Here is a 16,678-nt window from a genome sequence, read left to right on the forward strand (position 1 = left end):
ACTCAATTTCGAAAAATATGGAAATAGCGTCAGCCGACCCGCTTGCTCGAGGCGTTGGTGACCACCTCGCCATCCTCCTTGGTGAACGCGCCGAGATCCGGGTTGGGCAGAATGTCCAGCACCTTTTCCGACGGACGCGCCAGCACGACGCCAAGCGGGCTGACCACGATCGGCCGGTTGATCAGGACCGGATGCGCCTGCATGAAATCGAGGATCTGCTCGTCGGACCATTTCGGGTCGGCGAGGCCGAGCTCGGCATAGGGCGTGCCCTTCTCGCGCAGCAGGTCGCGCGGCGTCATGCCCATGGCCGCGATCAACTCGACCAGCTTTTGCCGTGACGGCGGTGTCTTCAGATATTCGATCACCTGCGGCTCCTCGCCGGACTGCCGGATGATCGCCAGCGTGTTGCGCGAGGTGCCGCAATCGGGGTTGTGGTAGATGGTGATGGTCATTTCGCGGTCCTCTCAGCAGAGATGGTATTCCTGACGGCGCCGCCCTCTTCGTACCAGCCCTTGGTGCGGTTCACGATCCACACCACCGACAGCATGACCGGAACCTCGATGAGCACGCCGACCACGGTGGCAAGGGCGGCGCCCGAATTCAGCCCGAACAGCGCGATCGCGGCGGCCACCGCCAGTTCGAAGAAGTTCGACGCGCCGATCAGCGCCGACGGTCCGGCCACGCAGTACCGCTCGCCGCTGACGCGGTTGAGCAGATAGGCAAGGCCGGAGTTGAAATAGACCTGGATCAGGATCGGCACCGCCAGCAGCACGATCACCAGCGGCTGCGCGATGATCTGCTCGCCCTGGAAGCCGAACAGCAACACCAGCGTCGCCAGAAGGGCAACCAGAGACAAGGGCTGCAGCGCGGCGAGCAGCGCATCGAGCCCGCTTTGCCCGCTTGCCGCCAGCAGCCGGCCCCGAACCAGCTGCGCGACGATCACCGGCGCGACAATGTAGAGCGCGACCGACAGCATCAGCGTGCCCCATGGCACGGTGATCGCCGACAGGCCGAGCAACAGCCCGACAATAGGCGCGAAGGCGACGATCATGATCGCGTCGTTGAGCGCCACCTGCGACAGCGTGAAATTCGGCTCGCCGCGCGTCAGGTTCGACCAGACGAACACCATCGCCGTGCACGGCGCCGCAGCAAGGATGATCAGCCCGGCAATGTAGGAATCGATCTGCGCGGCGGGCAGCCAGGGCCGGAACAGCCAGCCGACGAAGAGCCAGCCCAGCAGCGCCATCGAAAACGGCTTCACCGCCCAGTTGATGAACAGCGTCACGCCGATGCCGCGCCAATAGGTGCCGACCCTGGCCAGCGAGGCAAAATCGACGCGCAAGAGCATCGGCACGATCATCAGCCAGATCAGCACGGCGATGGGAATGTTGACCCTGGCGATCTCGGCCGACGCGATCGCGCCGAACACACCCGGCAGCAGATGGCCAAGCGCGATGCCCGCGACGATGCACAGCGCCACCCACACCGTCAGATATTTCTCGACGAAGCCGATGCCAGGCCGCGCCGCATTGTCCGCGTTCAGAACGTGATCGGTCATGATGGGGCTCCTTGGCTCAGCCGGCCTTCGGCAGATTGCGGCCGATTTCATCCAGCCGCTTTTGCAGGGCAAGCTTGTCGACCATGTTCATCGGCAGGCTGATGAAGATCGAAATCCGGTTGTTGAGCATGCGATAGGCTTCGGCGAAGGCCAGATGTTTTTCGGCATCGGTGCCCTCCACGTCAGCCGGATCAGGCACGCCCCAATGTGCGGTCATCGGCTGTCCCGGCCAGACCGGGCACGATTCGTTGGCAGCGTTGTCGCAGACTGTGAAAACGAAATTCATCTCCGGCGCACCGGGAACCGCGAATTCTTCCCAGTCCTTCGAGCGGGCAAAGGACGTGTTGTAGTTCAGGTTCTTCAGAAGCTGGAGCGTGTAGGGATGCACCGCCCCTTTGGGATGCGACCCGGCCGAATAGGCCTTGAATTTGCCGGCTCCGACACGATTGAGAATCGCTTCGGCGATGATCGACCGTGCCGAATTGCCGGTGCAAAGGAAAAGAACGTTGTATGGCTCGCTCATGGCGTGTGCCTCCTTTCTAGCATTTACAGGTCACGGCATTGATGACGGGCCGGCACAGCTCCGGCGCGCCATTGCAGCAATCCTCCATCAGATAGGCCAGCAGGTCGCGCAAGCCGGTCATGTCGGCGACGTAGCGCACGATCCGGCCGTCGCGTTCGGGGCGGATCAGCCCGGCGTGGGCGAGCACCTTCAGATGCGCCGACATGGTGTTCTGGACCGTGTCCAACCTTGTGGCGATCTCGCCCGCCGGAATGCCTTCCGGCCCGGCGTGCACGAGCAGCCGGAAGACATCCAGCCGCGTCTCCTGGCCAAGTGCGGCCAGCGCATTCAAAGTGTCTTTCTTATCCATATATCCGAATCCTTGGATTTATGGACTCCTGGATACCGGCTTCCCCTCGATCTGTAAAGCCTGTCCGCCCGCCATCATGTGACAGCAAGCACCTTTCCCGTATCGTGCTGGCGCACGAAGTCCACGCGGACGCCGTCCCAATGGTAGCTGTAGTGCCGGCCTTGGACGGGAATGGTGATCACGTCGGGCCAGAAGATGCCGATGCAGCCGCCGCCCGGCATGCGCACGCTGTTCCACACCAGCCCATCGCTGCCGGCAGCCCGCAACGCCCGGCCTTCCGCCTGCGAGGCGGTGTAGTCGTCCGGATCGAGCACACCGGGCACGGCGTTCACGTCATCGAGATCGCGGTCGACGCCGCCGATCAGCACGCGGAAATCCGCCGTCCAGCCCGGCCCCTCGTTGGTGGCGCCCATGAAGTTCTGATGGTGGTGGATGGTCTCTGCCAGCGCCACCTCCTCGCTGTCGCCGGCATAGTAGATCCCGTAACTGCCATCCGAGAAGCGACCGGGCCGCAGCGTCGAACAATGCACGAAGGGCGCCATCACGAAGCTCGCGCCGGGACCCGAAACCCGCCTAGCGGCCGACACCTTGCCAAGGTCGCCGATCTCGAACCGTATGCGCGGGTTGGTCTTCTGCTCGACGCCCGCCAGCGCCTCCCAGTCGCGCGGCTCGGCAATGTCCTCGAAGAGGTCGATCGGCGGATGGATGGAGCGGATGATGCGGAAGGTCTGGTGCCAGTCGACGCGGCGACGGACCGCAAGCCCACTCACCATGCACCACGCTCCGCATCGAGCCATTCGCGCATCGCGGCAAGATCGGAGATTTCGCCGCGCAACATCAGGTCGAGGGCCGACTGGCCACCGAAGGTGGCATTGGGCTTGCGGATCCAGGCGTAGCCGCGCGCCGGCTCCGTGAACAGATAGCGCAGGCCCTTGTGGATGCCCATCAGGTGCGCCATGCGGGTTCGCAGGTCGCGGTCGATCCTGCCGATGGCGCCTTCCTTCCAGCGTGCCCAGGTCCGCGCCGATATGCCGCCGAGCAGGATGCAGGCCTCGAGGTCGGTGAGGTTCCAGGCCTTGAACAGGTTGACCGTGGTGCGCGCCAAGGCGCCCGCCTCGTCATCAGTGATGGTGCTTCCAACCGTGGCCGGTGTCGTGACGATGGACTGAAGCTGCATTCTTGGTGCCTCGCTATTTGGCAGATATATAGCATTTATTTGCCAATTGGCAAGATAGGTCCAACCGCACCTAGGGAAGAGGATGGCAGGACATAGCAAGGCTTGGGTTCATCGCCCCCACGGAAGCCGGGGCGAGGAACCCAAGTCCTGGAAGATCGCCGCCAGTACCCGGTCTACTCCGCCGCCTCATAGCCCGCGATGCCTTTGATCTCGAGGAAATCCTCGAGCCCGTATTCGGCATATTCGCGGCCGTTGCCCGATTGCTTGTAGCCGCCGAAAGGCAGGCCGGCGTCCCACTGGGGATAGTTGATGTAGACATTGCCGGTGCGCATGCGTGCCGCGACTTCGCGCGCCTTCTTCATGTCCTTGGCCTGGATGTAGGAGGCAAGGCCATAGACGGTGTCGTTGGCGGTCTCGATCACCTCGTCGACGCTGTCGTAGGGCATGATCGCCAGCACCGGCCCAAAAATCTCCTCGCGTGCGATGCGCATGTCGTGGGTGACGTCGGCAAACACCGTCGGCCTGACGTAGTAGCCGCGGTTGAGTTCAGCCGGACGGCCGGGGCCGCCGGCGACCAGCGTCGCACCTTCGTCGATGCCGGCCTGGATAAGGTCCTGGATCTTGTCGAACTGGACCTGGCTGACGACCGGGCCGAGCTTCGTGCCGGCAGCGTCGGCGGGGCCGACGGTGAACTTTTCCGCAGCCGCCTTGGCGTAGCCGGCCGCCTCGTCATGGCGGTCGCGCGGCACGAACATGCGCGTCGGCGCGTTGCAGGACTGGCCGCTGTTGCTGAAGCAGCCGGCGACGCCCTTGGTGACGGCGCTTGCGAGATCGACATCGGGGAACAGGATGTTGGCCGACTTGCCGCCAAGCTCCTGATGCACGCGCTTGACCGTGTCGGCGGCGGCCTTGGCCACCAGGATGCCGGCGCGGGTCGAACCGGTGAACGACATCATGTCGATGTCGGGATGGCTGGACAGCGCCTGGCCGACGCCGGGACCGTCGCCATTGACGAGGTTGAAGACGCCCTTCGGCACGCCGGCCTCGTCCAGAATCTCGGCGAAGATGATGGCGTCGAGCGGCGCGATCTCGGACGGCTTCAGCACCATGGTGCAGCCGGCGGCAAGCGCCGGGCCGACCTTGCAGGTGATCTGGTTGAGCGGAGTGTTCCACGGCGTGATCAGACCTACGACGCCGATAGGCTCCTTGACCACCAGATGATTGCCCTTGACGTGGCGGAACTCGAAACTCCCGAGCACGTCGGCCATCTTCTGCAGATGCGCAAGGCCGATGCCGACCTGGCTGTCCAACGCCATCTGGCGCGGCGCGCCCATTTCGCGCGACACAGCGACAGCAAGATCGCCACTGCGCTTCTTGTAGACAGCGATGATGCGGTTCAGGAGTTCGAGCCGCTCGCCGACCTCGGTGAAACCAAAGCTGTTGAAGGCGCGCTTGGCCGCGGCCACCGCCTTGTCGACATCGGCCTTGGAGCCGAGCGAGATCTGCGCGAAGGCATCCTCGTTCGAGGGATCGATGACGTCGAATGTGTTGGGCACAACAGGATCGACCCACGCGCCATCAATATAGAACTGCAGATTGTGTGACATGGTTTCTCCCTGGGATGCACCGCATGGCCGTGCCGGCCGTCATATGTGGCTGGAGATAACGATGCACAAGCGCCGCTGTCAAACGCAACCCCCGAAGTGGTTAAGCCAGCCCGCCAGTCGTTGAGCCAGACGGGTTGGCCGGCTGGGTCAGGACAGGCTAGAGCAGCGTGTGCCCGGCTTCGAGCAGAAACCGTTTCACCGCTTCCTCATCTGCCGCTTTCACCAGCAGATGATCGCCGTCGAAGGTGGACACCACGAAGATGCCCAGCCCGTTTTCCGACAGCGGCCTGATCACCGACAACACGATGCCGGTTTCGTCGAAAGCAAAGGGGCCCTGCAATTTGAAGGCGATCCAGTCGCCATCCTGCCTGACCGTGCCTGGAACCCGATCCTGCAGGCATGTGATCGAAAGCTCGTCTTCGGTCCTGGTGATGCTGACGAAGCCCGGTTCGTCCGCCCAACCGGGAATGCTATCGCGCGCTTCAAGCCGCGAAATCGCGTAAAGCCCGGAGAGTTGCTTGAGTTTGACCTTGGCAGCCATTCTTCCAACTCGCCGCTATCGCGGCAACTTCTTGCTCATATAGATCGTCATGCCGCCCATGAACGGCTCCTCTCGGTCGATGACAAAGCCGTGCTTCCTGTAGAGCGACACATTGGCCTCGAAAGCGCCGTTGGTCAGCAGGCGAATCTCGGAATGGCCCGCTTCGAGTGCCTTGCGCTCAGCCCGCTCCAGCAAGAGCCGGCCGATGCCCCTGCCCTGGGCGTGCGGTGCGACGCAGACATTCTCGATCCAGAGGTGATCCTCGGCCGGAATGGTTTCGATCATGCCGACGATATGGCCGTCCGCAACGGCGAGATCGAGCGGATGCTCGGCAACCGCCTTCTCGTAGTTGGCGCGCATCGGCAGCGGCTCGCGGCCGATCACCGGCACCCATTTGGCATAGGCCGCACGCACGATGTCCCTGATGGCCGCAGCGTCGGGGGGCTCGGCCAACCGAAACCGGATGGAATTGTTAGTCATGACAAGGCTCCAAACATGGAAAACCCGCCAGCGTTGTCGCGGGCGGGGCTGGAAACGAACGAACCGGATCTATCCTGCCGGCCTTTGTCGTCGCGCAATCAGCTTGTCGCTCCGCACTGTTCGGGAACGGCGTCGGTTGGTGTTGTTGGGCTCGGAAACGAACATGGCGCCAAGCTGGCGCAGGAAGCGCGGCGCGTCAAGCCAGCGGTTTTCAATACTCCTGCGCCGTCGGCCGAAACAGGATCTCGTTGATGTCGACCTCGTCGGGCTGGCTCATCGCGAACACCACCGCTCTGGCGAAGGAATCGGCCGGGATGGCCACCCGGTCATAGAGCGCGCGCACGCCCTCGGCGACATCGGGCTCGGTGACGCTGTCGGGCAGCTCCGTCGCCACAGCACCGGGCGAGATGATGGTGGTGCGGATGTTGTAAGGTTTTACTTCCTGCCGCAGGCCCTCCGAGATGACACGCACCGCGTGCTTGGTGGCAGCATAGACCGCGCCGCCCGGCCCGACCTTGTGGCCCGCGACCGACGACACGTTGATGATGTGGCCGCTTTTCTGCGTCTTCATGTGCGGCAGTGCCGCGGCAATGCCGTAGAGCACGCCCTTGATGTTGACGTCGATCATCCGGTCCCAATCCTCGACCTTGCCGCGCTCCAGCGGCGAGTGCGGCATCAGGCCGGCATTGTTGATGATCACGTCGACGCGGCCATGCATCTTGACCGCATGATCGACCAGACGCCGGACTTGGCCGACATCGGTGACGTCGGTGGCCAGGATGGCGTCCTTGCCAAGCGAGAGCTCGTCGGCGAGCGCCTGCAACCGGTCGAGGCGCCGCGCGCCCAACACCAGCCTGGCGCCCTCTTTCGCCAGAAGCCTAGCAGCGGCTTCGCCCAGCCCGCTGCTGGCGCCGGTGATGACGACGACTTTGCCCTTGATGTTCTCGGCCATGATGATGTCCTTTCCGATTTCGGCTTCGCTGCCCACGGCAACCCACGCATTCTCGTTGACGGCTCAGCCGGGCATTTTGATCTTGCCCAGCCAGCCCGTGACCTCTTCAAGCGTCTCGCGCTCCTGGTTGCGCTGTTTGGAAAAACCTTCGATGAGCCGCGCCCCTGGAGCATGGTCGGCGAGGACTTTCAGGCTCTGCCCCAGACCGTAGCCGCCATGGGTGATGAACGGCACCAATGGCTTGCCCGACAGATCGTTTTTCGCCAGGAAGGAGCGGATCACCGAAGGCGCGGTCATCCCCCAGATCGGAATCCGAGGAACACCGTCTCGCAGGATTTGATGTCGGGCACCGTGGCGGCGAGCGGCGGTTCGAACCCGGACACACGCTGCTGCTCCGCCACCGCGACCTGCTGCTCGTAGTCTTCCGGGTAAGGATCGACGGTCCGGATCTGGAAAAGATCCGCGCCGGGGGCCCGGCAGATCTGGCGCGCGATGACACGCCTGTTGCCGGTGCGGGTGTAGTACGCCACCAGTACCTTGGCGCCACCCGCCTGCCGCGCGTTCGTCGCGACGGCGGGCAGGCTCGATCCGGCACCGACACCCAGTGGAAATGCAAGCGCAGTCATCAGTGCACTCCGTCTTGAGACCGGCTGGCTCATCTCGCGCTCCTGCGCTTGGCTCTAGCGCCCGACCCGCGCCTGCAGATGCGCCGGATAGCGGTCGCCTTGCACGGTGATCGTGGACACGGCGCTCTCGATGTCGCGCAATTCGTCGGCGCTCAGCACGACGCTGGCCGCGCCGATGTTTTCCCTCAGGCGGCTGATCTTGGTGGTGCCGGGGATCGGCACGATCCACGGCTTCTGCGCCAGCAGCCAGGCCAGTGCGATCTGCGCCGGCGTCACCTGCTTGGCCGTTGCAATGGCGCCTAGCACGTCGACCAGCGTTTGGTTGGCCTTGCGCGCCTCGGGCGAGAAGCGCGGCACGATGTTGCGGAAATCGTCGCTGGCGAAAGTGGTGGTCTCGCTGATGGCGCCGGTCAGAAAACCTTTGCCCAGCGGGCTGAACGGCACGAAGCCGATGCCGAGTTCTTCCAGTGTCGGAATGACCTCCTTCTCCGGTTCGCGCCACCACAGCGAGTACTCGCTCTGCAAGGCAGCGACCGGCTGCACGGCATGTGCGCGGCGGATGGTCTGCGCGCCGGCTTCCGACAGGCCGAAATGGCCGACCTTGCCCTCGGCGATCAGTTCCTTCACCGCACCCGCCGCATCCTCGATCGGCACGCTGGGATCAACGCGGTGCTGATAGAGCAGATCGATGCGGTCGGTCCTCATCCGTTTCAGCGCCGCCTCGGCGACCTCCCTGATGTGCTCGGGCCGGCTGTCCATGCCGCGCGACACCTCGCCGCCGGCAAAGCCGAATTTGGTCGCGATGACGACCCGGTCGCGGACCGGCGCCAGCGCCTCGCCCAGCAGCTCTTCATTGACGAACGGGCCATAGGCTTCCGCCGTGTCGAAAAAGGTGACGCCGCTATCGACTGCGGCGCGAATGAGCTCGACGGCCTGCTTTTTATCGGTCGCCGGGCCGTAGCCATAGCTCAGGCCCATGCAGCCCAGCCCGATGGCCGAGACTTCGAGACCATTGTTTCCAAGTGTGCGCTTTTGCATCGTCATATTCCTTTGTTCAGGCTTGGTACTGCGCATCGCTGACATGCTCCATCCAGTCGACCGCCTTGCCGTCGAGCGCTTCCTGGATGGCGATGTGGGTCATGGCGGTGGTGGGTGCCGCGCCGTGCCAGTGTTTTTCGCCCGGCTCGAAATGAACCACGTCGCCGGGCCGGATCTCCTCGACCGGGCCGCCCTCGCGCTGCACGCGACCGCAGCCGGCGGTGACGATCAGCAACTGGCCGAGCGGATGGGTGTGCCAGGCGGTGCGCGCGCCGGGCTCGAAGGTGACGGCGTTGCCGGCCGCACGGGCTGGTGCAATGGCCGCAAACAGCGGGTCGATGCGCACCGTGCCGGTGAACCAGGCGCCCGGTCCCTTGGCCGAGGCTTGAGAGCCGCTTCGCTTGATATCCATGGTCTTTTCCCTTCGTCTGCGCCGGGCAGCACACTGCGACCGGACCTCAGGGCCGCCAAGTCTGGGGCCCAATTGTGATGACGCCAATTTAGGGCCTGCGATTGCCCATGATTAGCTGCTATATCTGGCATGTACTTATGAGAAGGGCTCATGAATGCCGCGAGACAATCTGAACGAGCTGACCGCCTTTCTCGCCGTCGCGCGCGAGGAAAGCTTCACCAGGGCGGCGGCGAAGCTCGGCGTTTCCCAATCGGCGCTCAGCCACACGGTGCGGGCGCTCGAGGAACGGCTGGGCGTGAGGCTTCTGACGCGCACCACGCGCAGTGTCTCGCCGACCGAAGCGGGCGAACGGTTGCTGCGCACCGTCGGGCCGAGGCTCGACGAGATCGAGACTGAGCTCGCCGCGCTCAGCGCGTTGCGGGAAAAGCCCGCTGGCACCATCCGCATCACCGCCGGCGAGCACGCCGCCGACGCGATCCTGTGGCCTGCCCTAGCGAGATTCCTGCCTGACTATCCCGACATCAAGGTCGAGATCATCATCGACTACAGCCTGACCGACATCGTCGCCGAGCGCTTCGACGCCGGCGTGCGGCTGGGAGAACAGGTGGCGCGCGACATGATCGCGGTGCGCATCGGCCCCGATATGCGCATGGCGGTGGTCGGGTCGCCGGCTTATTTCGCCACGCGGCCGAAGCCGCGCGTGCCGCAGGACCTGACCGACCACAATTGCATCAATCTGCGGCTGCCGACCTATGGCGGGCTCTATGCCTGGGAGTTCGAAAAGGCCGGGCGCGATCTGAAGGTGCGGGTCGAGGGCCAGTTGGTGTTCAACACAGCCGCGTTGCGCATGAATGCCGTGGTCGCCGGATTGGGACTCGCCTATCTGCCCGAGGACCAGGCACGCACGCGGCTTGCCGGTGGCGAACTGGTGCGGGTGCTTGCCGACTGGTGCCCGCCCTTCCCCGGCTACCACCTCTATTACCCCAGCCGCCGGCAGGCGACGCCAGCCTTCTCACTGCTGGTCGACGCCTTGCGCTACCGGGATAAGATGTGAACCCTTCGACCGGTCAGGATCGTTGCCTGCCTGGTTGACGAAGCAGGACAGCATCGGCATCATTCTCGACGGCGTGGCCTGCGCCGAACCTCCAGGGACCGTCCCCAGCACGGTCTTCTAACGGAGGCAAAGGGGCTTTCCAGTCTCAGGCCACTGTCTTGGTCCGACCGTTTCGGATGTGGTTGCTGGGGAACGCCATCCGGGACGTGAAAGGCCATGACAATGACGCAAAATACAAATTTCAAACGTCGTGTGCGGGCTCGCGCTGCCAGGACGGGCGAATCCTATACGGCTGCTCTCAGGCATTTTCACCGCAGCGCGCCGGACGATCTGGCGCCCGAAACGAGATCGGTGCGATTGGCCGTAGCGCAAAGCACCGTCCATGACGACCCTCGCGACATCGGCAAACTGCGCGACAGCGGGCTGGAGATGCGGCGCCTGATGCGAGAGGCGCGGCAGGCGGGCGCCAGACTGTTGCACTTTCCCGAAGGCGCGACCTGCTCTCCCAACAAGCGCATCATGTCGGCCGGCGGTCGCGAAAATATTGGGCCGGCCGATTGGGACTGGTTCGAATGGGCGGTCCTGCGCGAGGAACTGGAGGCGACGACGGCGCTTGCGCGCGAGCTTGGACTATGGACGGTCTTCGGCTCGGTGCATCAACTCAGCCAGCCGCGCCGGCCGCACAGCAGCCTCCATGTCTCCGATCGTGGCGAGCTGGTGACGCGCTATGACGAGCGCATGCTGTCGAACACCAAGATCTCCTTCATGTACACGCCGGGTTCGATCCCGGTGACGTTCGAGGTCGACGGGCTCCGCTTCGGCTGTACGCTCGGCATGGAAGCGCACTTTCCCGAGATTTTCATCGACTATGAGAGGCGCGATGTCGACTGTGTCTTGTTCTCGACAAACTCTCACGTCGACGGCCCGGTTTTCGCCGTCGAGATGCAGGGACACGCGGCCAGCAACAATTACTGGGCCAGTTTCTCCGTCCCCGCGCAACACAGCCTGACCGCGCCTTCGGGAATTGTTGCCCCCGGTGGCCGCTGGGCGGCGCAATGCCCAGCCGATGGAACCCCCGCGATTGCCGTCGCCGATATCGACAACAATCCGGGAGACCCGGCCCGGCCCTGGCGGCGAACGGCGCGGACGGGAATCTACCAACCGCATATGGTGGAGGACGACCAGCGCAGCAACGACCGCGGCATGTTCTAGGACAAGCGTGACCCGGAGGCGGCTGGCGACTGCCGGCCGCCCCGGTGCTTTGCTGCCGACAGAGCGCAATCCATCTGGATTGAATCCTTGATCATTCTATCTTCCTGTTTGCGCGAACCGCAGGTTCGAGACCTGGCACCAGCACCGGAGCAATAGCCGTGACCGACACCGACCTCGCCGACACCTATCGCGGCTACATCGCTTGCCTCAACGCCCAGGATTGGCAGAACCTCCACCGGTTCGTCCACGACGAGGTGCATTACAATGGCGACCGGATCGGACTCGCCGGGTATCGCAAGATGCTGGAGCGGGATTTTTCCGAGATACCGGACCTCTATTTCGACATCCGGCTGCTGATGTCAGATACGCCCTTCATAGCCAGCCGGCTCCAATTCAACTGCACGCCGATCGGAACCTTCCTCGGCCTGCCGGTCAACGGCAGGAGAGTCGCCTTCAGCGAGAACGTCTTCTATGAATTTCTCGACGGCAGGATCAGGCATGTCTGGTCGGTGATCGACAAGGCGGCCATCGAAGCGCAGCTTTGATGCAGGTCGGCCAGAAGGCAAAGTCTGCGCTGCCCCTCATCTGGCTGCCGCCATCTTCTCCCCGTAGAACGGGGAGAAGGACGCCGTCATCAACGATTTCACCATCGCGGCGGCGATGTCGTCCGATGGGAAGGTGGCAATCGTTCGTAAAAATCGATCGTTCTAACGAGAATAATTCGTTGGAAAGATCGGTATAGGAATGACATTCTCCCAGCGTACACGGCTGGAGTATTGCATTGTCTTCTGTTTCCCACTTCGCGAACGATATTCCGAAAAGCGCGTTTCCTGCCGATCTGGTACAAGGACGAAAATCCCTCAATTTGAATGGCATCGTGCCCGGCATCGTCCTTGTCGCGATGATCACTGCCGTCGCCTTCTCGGCCCGCAACGTCTCCGGCTTCGCTTTGTTCAGCCCGATGATAACAGCGGTCGTCGCCGGCATGATCTACTCCAACGTGCTCGGCACGCCAGCCCATGCCAAGGCCGGCATCACGTTTTCGCAGCGCCGGCTCTTGCGCTTCGCCATCGTGCTGCTCGGCTTGCAGCTGACAATCGGCCAGGTCGTCTCCATCGGCGCCGGCGGTGTCTGCATCGTCGCGGCCACGCTCGGCGCCACCTTCCTCTTCACCATCACGCTCGGCCGGCTGATCGGCGTCGACGCCAAGCTGGCGCAGCTGATCGCCGCCGGCACCTCGATCTGCGGCGCCTCGGCCATCGTCGCCACCAACATCGTCACCGATGCGCGCGACGAGGACGTCACCTACGCCGTCGCCTCGATCACCTTGTTCGGCACGATTGCCATGCTCGGCTTCCCGCTCATGGCGCCGATGCTCGGCCTCGACCAGCACGCTTTCGGCCTGTGGGCCGGCGCCTCGATCCATGAGGTGGCGCAAGTCATCGGCGCCGGCTTCCAGAACGGCACCCAGTCCGGCGAGATCGCCACCGTCGCCAAGCTGACCCGCGTCGCCATGCTGGCGCCGATGGTCGTCGCGCTCGGCCTGATGGTGCGCCGCAAGAGCGGCGATCATTCGGCGGCGCGGCCGCCCATGCCGTGGTTCGTCGCCGCCTTCGTCGCTGTCGTGGCGCTGAACAGCCTGGTCACGATTCCGGCCGAGGTGAAATCGGCAATGACTCTCGCCACCACCATCATGCTGACCATGGGGCTGGCCGCGATGGGCCTGCAGGCAGACATTTCGCAGCTGCGTTCACGCGGCCTGCGCCCGCTGGCGCTCGCTTTCTCGGCCTTCCTGTTCATCGGCTGCTTCAGCCTGATGCTGGTGAAATTCGCCTAATCTAGCCCGGGCCAGGGCATGTTGAGATTCAGGTCAGGCCGGCCTCACCTGAATATCACTATGCCCTAATCCTCGAACGAACTCGCCGCGGCATAGATCGCCGCCAGCGCCTCGATGCCCGCCTGGTCGGCCGTGTCGAAGCGGCCTGGCAGCGGGCTGTCGAGATCGAGCACGCCGAAGACACCGTCATCGTCCTCAAGCAGCACCACCAGCTCCGAACGCGAATCGGCATCGCAGGCGATGTGGCCGGGAAAATCATGCACGTCCTTGATCAGCATCGAGGTGCCGAGCTCGACCGCGGTTCCGCACACGCCCTTGCCGACGGCGATGCGCACGCAGGCCGGCTTGCCCTGGAACGGTCCGAGCACCATTTCCTCGTCCGATTGCAGGAAATAGAAGCCGGCCCAGTTGAGGTCCGGCACCATCTGGAAGATGAGTGCCGCGGTGTTGGCGGCGTTGGCGATCGAATCGCGCTCGCCCTCCAGCAGCGCCTTCAGCTGGGTGGCGAGGTCGCGGTAGAACGCGGCCTTGTCTGACGTGTCGATGGCCTTGGCTGCAAACATGAACTTGTCTCCGTACTCAGAATCGCGGTTGCCTTTCGCAAGCTCTCTGCACCAAACGACCACCGGACGATACTAGCGTGAATTCCGGTCGCCGGGAAAGTCGGAAGAAGATGCGCTGTCCTACACTCGGCAGCACTGCACATCCATCGAACCGTGCTGCCTTGACCGAGAAAGCAAGTCCATCAGCCGGCGGGTTTGTATGCGCCAGCAGCCTTGTTGGCAGCGGCGAGCACTGCCTTCATGTCGAGTTCTTCCAGGACAACCAAGTCGGTCAACGAGCCGCTCGCTCGCACCGCAAGGGACATGCCAATCCCCGCTGACTGGTCTGGCACCTCGCCATTGACGACGACGTCATAGATGCCGCGCGTGAACATCACGCTGGTCACCTTGCCGCCAACGCTTTCAAAAAGCGCCTTGACCGCGGCTTGCCTGTCCGAGCCTTGCAGCAATCCTTTGGCGGCATGAGGCGCATAGTTTGCCAAGATAGTCACTTTCATGGGTATTTCCTCCAAATGTCATTGACTCATGGCTGCTCCATAATTCGAGCGGCACGGAGCGATTTGTTTTTCGGAACAATTGCAGGCGCCCTTGGACGCGTTGGCGACCAAGGGCCCACTGCCGGATAAATATGCGCTGAAGCTAATATAATGACAATACCGACATGCCGATACCGCCGACAGGAAGGTGTCTGGCTGGACCATGCTCGGCCCGCGCGATCGAGCTCGCGCCGCTGACGCGTGATGTGGTGCTGAGGTTGAGCGGAAAGTAGCGGCGAACGAGCCGCAGCCTCACATCGGGCGTTTGGGTTCGCTCTTTGCTGGCGTCGCCGTGTCGGAGTCGGATTTCTTGTGCTTGTCTGCGGCAATCCTGCGGATGCGGTCGAAGCGGCTTTCCTCGGTTTTTTCGGTCGTGACGACAGTCTCTGGCTTCCGCACGAACGTGATCATGGATCCGTCTCCTGGGCTAGAGGCCTGCGCCGGGAGAAAATCCCCCGGCGGTAGTCCCGGCTCTTGGAACCGGCGTCGAAGATTCAGGTCAGGCCTGAAAGGTGGCTTCCATGAAAGCCACCTTCGCAGGCCGGCTGAATCTTAGTAGCCGCCCATGCCGCCACCGCCGCCACCCGAAGGCGCGGCATCCTTGGCCGGGATGTCGGTGATCATCGCTTCGGCGGTGATCAGAAGCGCTGCGATCGAGCCGGCATCCTGCAGTGCGGTGCGCACCACTTTCGCCGGGTCGACGATGCCCGCCTTGATCATGTCGACATAGGTCTCGTTCTGGGCGTCGAAGCCCTGATTGTGGTCCTTGCTGTCGGTGAGCTTGCCGACGACGATCGAGCCTTCGACGCCGGAATTCTCGGCGATCTGGCGGATCGGCGCTTCGAGCGCCCGCAGCACGATCGTAATGCCGGCCGTGACATCGGCATTGGCGCCGGTCAGGCCGCCAAGCACGGTCCTTGCACGCAGCAGCGCTACGCCGCCGCCGGGCACGATGCCTTCTTCAACCGCGGCGCGGGTTGCGTTCAGCGCGTCGTCGATGCGGTCCTTCTTTTCCTTGACTTCCGACTCGGTGACGCCGCCGACGCGGATGACGGCAACGCCGCCGGAGAGCTTGGCCAGCCGCTCCTGCAGCTTTTCCTTGTCGTAGTCGGACGTCGTCTCCTCGATCTGGCCCTTGATCTGGGCGACGCGCGCCTGGATCGTCGCCTTGGTGCCGGCGCCGTCGATGATGGTGGTGGTATCCTTCTCGATCAGCACGCGCTTGGCGCGGCCGAGCATCTCGATGGTGACGTTTTCAAGCTTGATGCCGAGGTCCTCGGAGATCATCTGGCCTGATGTCAGCACGGCGATGTCTTCCAGCATCGCCTTGCGGCGATCGCCGAAGCCCGGCGCCTTGACGGCCGCGACCTTGAGGCCGCCGCGCAGCTTGTTGACGACCAGCGTCGCCAGGGCCTCGCCTTCGACGTCCTCGGAGATGATCAGCAGCGGCCTGCCGCTCTGCACCACCGCTTCGAGGATCGGCAGCATCGCCTGCAGGTTGCCGAGCTTCTTCTCGTGGATGAGGATGTAGGGCTCTTCCAGCTCGACGCGCATCTTGTCGGCATTGGTTACGAAATAAGGTGAGAGATAGCCGCGGTCGAACTGCATGCCTTCGACGACGTCGAGCTCGGTCTCGGCGGTCTTGGCTTCCTCGACGGTGATGACGCCGTCATTGCCGACCTTGTCCATCGCCTTGGCGATCATCTCGCCGACGCTGGCATCGCCATTGGCGGCGATGGTGCCGACCTGTGCGATCTCGGCCGACGACTTGACCTTCTTGGCGCGCGCCTGGATCTCCTTGACCACGGCGGAAACCGCCTGGTCGATACCGCGCTTGAGGTCCATCGGGTTCATGCCGGCGGCGACCAGCTTGGCGCCTTCGCGCAGGATCGAGGCGGCCAGCACGGTTGCGGTGGTGGTGCCGTCACCGGCGAGGTCATTGGTCTTGGAGGCCACTTCGCGCACCATCTGCGCGCCCATGTTCTCGAACTTGTCGGCAAGCTCGATTTCCTTGGCGACGGTGACGCCGTCCTTGGTGATGCGCGGCGCGCCGTACGCCTTGTCGATGATGACGTTGCGGCCCTTGGGACCGAGCGTGACCTTCACCGCATTGGTGAGGATCTCGACGCCGCGCAGCATGCGGTCGCGCGCATCGGTGGAGAATTTGATTTCCTTGGCAGACATGATTTTTTATCCAGTTCGGTTGAGGAAGG

At 63.6% G+C, this 16,678-nt stretch carries 20 protein-coding genes and 1 pseudogene; 4 read left to right on the top strand and 17 right to left on the bottom strand.

The window, feature by feature from the left end:
* Window positions 1-29: 29 nt before the first annotated feature.
* The 13 genes and pseudogenes from arsC to ASD99_RS20760 all read right to left on the bottom strand — a co-directional run bounded on the left by arsC (window position 30) and on the right by ASD99_RS20760 (window position 9,263).
* Entirely contained in the window at window positions 30-452 is a 423-nt protein-coding gene (arsC, locus tag ASD99_RS20700) for an arsenate reductase (glutaredoxin) (protein WP_056591379.1), read from the bottom strand.
* Window positions 449-1,558 carry an ACR3 family arsenite efflux transporter gene (gene arsB, locus ASD99_RS20705; RefSeq protein ID WP_057144723.1) on the bottom strand — a complete coding sequence of 370 codons (1,110 nt, stop codon included), beginning with the start codon at window positions 1,556-1,558 and terminating at the stop codon, window positions 449-451. The genes arsC and arsB overlap by 4 nt, the downstream gene beginning before the upstream one ends.
* Before the next feature lie 16 nt (window positions 1,559-1,574).
* Entirely contained in the window at window positions 1,575-2,081 is a 507-nt protein-coding gene (locus ASD99_RS20710; protein ID WP_056591374.1) for an arsenate reductase ArsC, read from the bottom strand.
* A gap of 16 nt (window positions 2,082-2,097) precedes the next feature.
* A complete protein-coding gene (locus ASD99_RS20715) occupies window positions 2,098-2,430 on the bottom strand; it encodes an ArsR/SmtB family transcription factor (RefSeq protein ID WP_056591369.1) in 333 nt (110 codons plus the stop codon).
* Window positions 2,431-2,504: 74 nt separating this feature from the next.
* Complete coding sequence (locus ASD99_RS20720) at window positions 2,505-3,203, bottom strand: RES family NAD+ phosphorylase (RefSeq protein ID WP_056591367.1); 699 nt, start codon at window positions 3,201-3,203, stop codon at window positions 2,505-2,507.
* Window positions 3,197-3,607, bottom strand: a complete 411-nt coding sequence (locus tag ASD99_RS20725; RefSeq protein WP_056591363.1) for an MbcA/ParS/Xre antitoxin family protein — start codon at window positions 3,605-3,607, stop codon at window positions 3,197-3,199. Before ASD99_RS20725 ends, ASD99_RS20720 begins: the two co-directional genes overlap by 7 nt.
* A gap of 173 nt (window positions 3,608-3,780) precedes the next feature.
* On the bottom strand, window positions 3,781-5,214 hold the full coding sequence (locus ASD99_RS20730) for an aldehyde dehydrogenase family protein (RefSeq protein ID WP_057144724.1): 1,434 nt from the start codon (window positions 5,212-5,214) through the stop codon (window positions 3,781-3,783).
* A 157-nt stretch (window positions 5,215-5,371) separates the two neighbouring features.
* A complete protein-coding gene (locus ASD99_RS20735) occupies window positions 5,372-5,755 on the bottom strand; it encodes an ACT domain-containing protein (RefSeq protein ID WP_056591356.1) in 384 nt (127 codons plus the stop codon).
* A 15-nt stretch (window positions 5,756-5,770) separates the two neighbouring features.
* Window positions 5,771-6,235, bottom strand: coding sequence for a GNAT family N-acetyltransferase (locus ASD99_RS20740; RefSeq protein WP_057144725.1), 465 nt, complete (start codon window positions 6,233-6,235; stop codon window positions 5,771-5,773).
* 211 nt (window positions 6,236-6,446) lie between these two features.
* Window positions 6,447-7,187, bottom strand: a complete 741-nt coding sequence (locus ASD99_RS20745; RefSeq protein ID WP_057144916.1) for an SDR family oxidoreductase — start codon at window positions 7,185-7,187, stop codon at window positions 6,447-6,449.
* Window positions 7,188-7,250: 63 nt separating this feature from the next.
* Window positions 7,251-7,846, bottom strand: a pseudogene (locus tag ASD99_RS35505) (flavodoxin).
* Window positions 7,847-7,867: 21 nt separating this feature from the next.
* Window positions 7,868-8,851 carry an aldo/keto reductase gene (locus tag ASD99_RS20755; protein ID WP_056592155.1) on the bottom strand — a complete coding sequence of 328 codons (984 nt, stop codon included), beginning with the start codon at window positions 8,849-8,851 and terminating at the stop codon, window positions 7,868-7,870.
* 16 nt (window positions 8,852-8,867) lie between these two features.
* Window positions 8,868-9,263: a cupin domain-containing protein gene (locus ASD99_RS20760; protein ID WP_056591350.1), complete on the bottom strand. Its 396-nt coding sequence runs from the start codon at window positions 9,261-9,263 to the stop codon at window positions 8,868-8,870.
* Window positions 9,264-9,417: 154 nt separating this feature from the next.
* On the opposite strand from ASD99_RS20760, the gene ASD99_RS20765 reads away from it, so the two are divergent.
* The 4 genes from ASD99_RS20765 to ASD99_RS20780 all read left to right on the top strand — a co-directional run bounded on the left by ASD99_RS20765 (window position 9,418) and on the right by ASD99_RS20780 (window position 13,366).
* Window positions 9,418-10,317, top strand: coding sequence for a LysR family transcriptional regulator (locus ASD99_RS20765; RefSeq protein WP_056591347.1), 900 nt, complete (start codon window positions 9,418-9,420; stop codon window positions 10,315-10,317).
* A 222-nt stretch (window positions 10,318-10,539) separates the two neighbouring features.
* Window positions 10,540-11,529, top strand: a complete 990-nt coding sequence (locus ASD99_RS20770; protein ID WP_057144917.1) for a carbon-nitrogen hydrolase family protein — start codon at window positions 10,540-10,542, stop codon at window positions 11,527-11,529.
* Between the two features lie 158 nt (window positions 11,530-11,687).
* On the top strand, window positions 11,688-12,074 hold the full coding sequence (locus ASD99_RS20775) for an ester cyclase (protein ID WP_056591340.1): 387 nt from the start codon (window positions 11,688-11,690) through the stop codon (window positions 12,072-12,074).
* 236 nt (window positions 12,075-12,310) lie between these two features.
* Window positions 12,311-13,366 (top strand): YeiH family protein, encoded by a 1,056-nt coding sequence (locus ASD99_RS20780; protein WP_056591337.1) that lies wholly within the window; start codon window positions 12,311-12,313, stop codon window positions 13,364-13,366.
* Between the two features lie 65 nt (window positions 13,367-13,431).
* Here ASD99_RS20780 and ASD99_RS20785 read toward each other — a convergent pair whose 3' ends face one another.
* The 4 genes from ASD99_RS20785 to groL all read right to left on the bottom strand — a co-directional run bounded on the left by ASD99_RS20785 (window position 13,432) and on the right by groL (window position 16,649).
* The gene (locus ASD99_RS20785; RefSeq protein WP_056591334.1) at window positions 13,432-13,929 is read right to left on the bottom strand and encodes a GAF domain-containing protein; all 498 of its coding nucleotides are present in this window, start codon (window positions 13,927-13,929) and stop codon (window positions 13,432-13,434) included.
* 182 nt (window positions 13,930-14,111) lie between these two features.
* On the bottom strand, window positions 14,112-14,426 hold the full coding sequence (locus ASD99_RS20790; protein WP_056591331.1) for a GYD domain-containing protein: 315 nt from the start codon (window positions 14,424-14,426) through the stop codon (window positions 14,112-14,114).
* Between the two features lie 291 nt (window positions 14,427-14,717).
* Window positions 14,718-14,876 carry a hypothetical protein gene (locus ASD99_RS34135; protein ID WP_164482308.1) on the bottom strand — a complete coding sequence of 53 codons (159 nt, stop codon included), beginning with the start codon at window positions 14,874-14,876 and terminating at the stop codon, window positions 14,718-14,720.
* Window positions 14,877-15,017: 141 nt separating this feature from the next.
* Window positions 15,018-16,649, bottom strand: a complete 1,632-nt coding sequence (groL, locus tag ASD99_RS20795) for a chaperonin GroEL (protein ID WP_056591328.1) — start codon at window positions 16,647-16,649, stop codon at window positions 15,018-15,020.
* Between the last annotated feature and the right edge of the window lie 29 nt (window positions 16,650-16,678).

Origin of the sequence: Mesorhizobium sp. Root695 (genome assembly GCF_001428185.1) — a bacterium.
GTDB lineage: Bacteria > Pseudomonadota > Alphaproteobacteria > Rhizobiales > Rhizobiaceae > Mesorhizobium.

Excerpts from the sequence above, each read along its gene's own strand:
- arsC (WP_056591379.1), bottom strand. The coding sequence starts at position 452 with ATGACCATCACCATCTACCACAACCCCGATTGCGGCACCTCGCGCAAC.
- arsB (WP_057144723.1), bottom strand. The coding sequence starts at position 1,558 with ATGACCGATCACGTTCTGAACGCGGACAATGCGGCGCGGCCTGGCATC.
- ASD99_RS20710 (WP_056591374.1), bottom strand. The coding sequence starts at position 2,081 with ATGAGCGAGCCATACAACGTTCTTTTCCTTTGCACCGGCAATTCGGCA.
- ASD99_RS20715 (WP_056591369.1), bottom strand. The coding sequence starts at position 2,430 with ATGGATAAGAAAGACACTTTGAATGCGCTGGCCGCACTTGGCCAGGAG.
- ASD99_RS20720 (WP_056591367.1), bottom strand. The coding sequence starts at position 3,203 with ATGGTGAGTGGGCTTGCGGTCCGTCGCCGCGTCGACTGGCACCAGACC.
- ASD99_RS20725 (WP_056591363.1), bottom strand. The coding sequence starts at position 3,607 with ATGCAGCTTCAGTCCATCGTCACGACACCGGCCACGGTTGGAAGCACC.
- ASD99_RS20730 (WP_057144724.1), bottom strand. The coding sequence starts at position 5,214 with ATGTCACACAATCTGCAGTTCTATATTGATGGCGCGTGGGTCGATCCT.
- ASD99_RS20735 (WP_056591356.1), bottom strand. The coding sequence starts at position 5,755 with ATGGCTGCCAAGGTCAAACTCAAGCAACTCTCCGGGCTTTACGCGATT.
- ASD99_RS20740 (WP_057144725.1), bottom strand. The coding sequence starts at position 6,235 with ATGACTAACAATTCCATCCGGTTTCGGTTGGCCGAGCCCCCCGACGCT.
- ASD99_RS20745 (WP_057144916.1), bottom strand. The coding sequence starts at position 7,187 with ATGGCCGAGAACATCAAGGGCAAAGTCGTCGTCATCACCGGCGCCAGC.
- ASD99_RS20755 (WP_056592155.1), bottom strand. The coding sequence starts at position 8,851 with ATGCAAAAGCGCACACTTGGAAACAATGGTCTCGAAGTCTCGGCCATC.
- ASD99_RS20760 (WP_056591350.1), bottom strand. The coding sequence starts at position 9,263 with ATGGATATCAAGCGAAGCGGCTCTCAAGCCTCGGCCAAGGGACCGGGC.
- ASD99_RS20765 (WP_056591347.1), top strand. The coding sequence starts at position 9,418 with ATGCCGCGAGACAATCTGAACGAGCTGACCGCCTTTCTCGCCGTCGCG.
- ASD99_RS20770 (WP_057144917.1), top strand. The coding sequence starts at position 10,540 with ATGACGCAAAATACAAATTTCAAACGTCGTGTGCGGGCTCGCGCTGCC.
- ASD99_RS20785 (WP_056591334.1), bottom strand. The coding sequence starts at position 13,929 with ATGTTTGCAGCCAAGGCCATCGACACGTCAGACAAGGCCGCGTTCTAC.
- ASD99_RS20790 (WP_056591331.1), bottom strand. The coding sequence starts at position 14,426 with ATGAAAGTGACTATCTTGGCAAACTATGCGCCTCATGCCGCCAAAGGA.
- ASD99_RS34135 (WP_164482308.1), bottom strand. The coding sequence starts at position 14,876 with ATGATCACGTTCGTGCGGAAGCCAGAGACTGTCGTCACGACCGAAAAA.
- groL (WP_056591328.1), bottom strand. The coding sequence starts at position 16,649 with ATGTCTGCCAAGGAAATCAAATTCTCCACCGATGCGCGCGACCGCATG.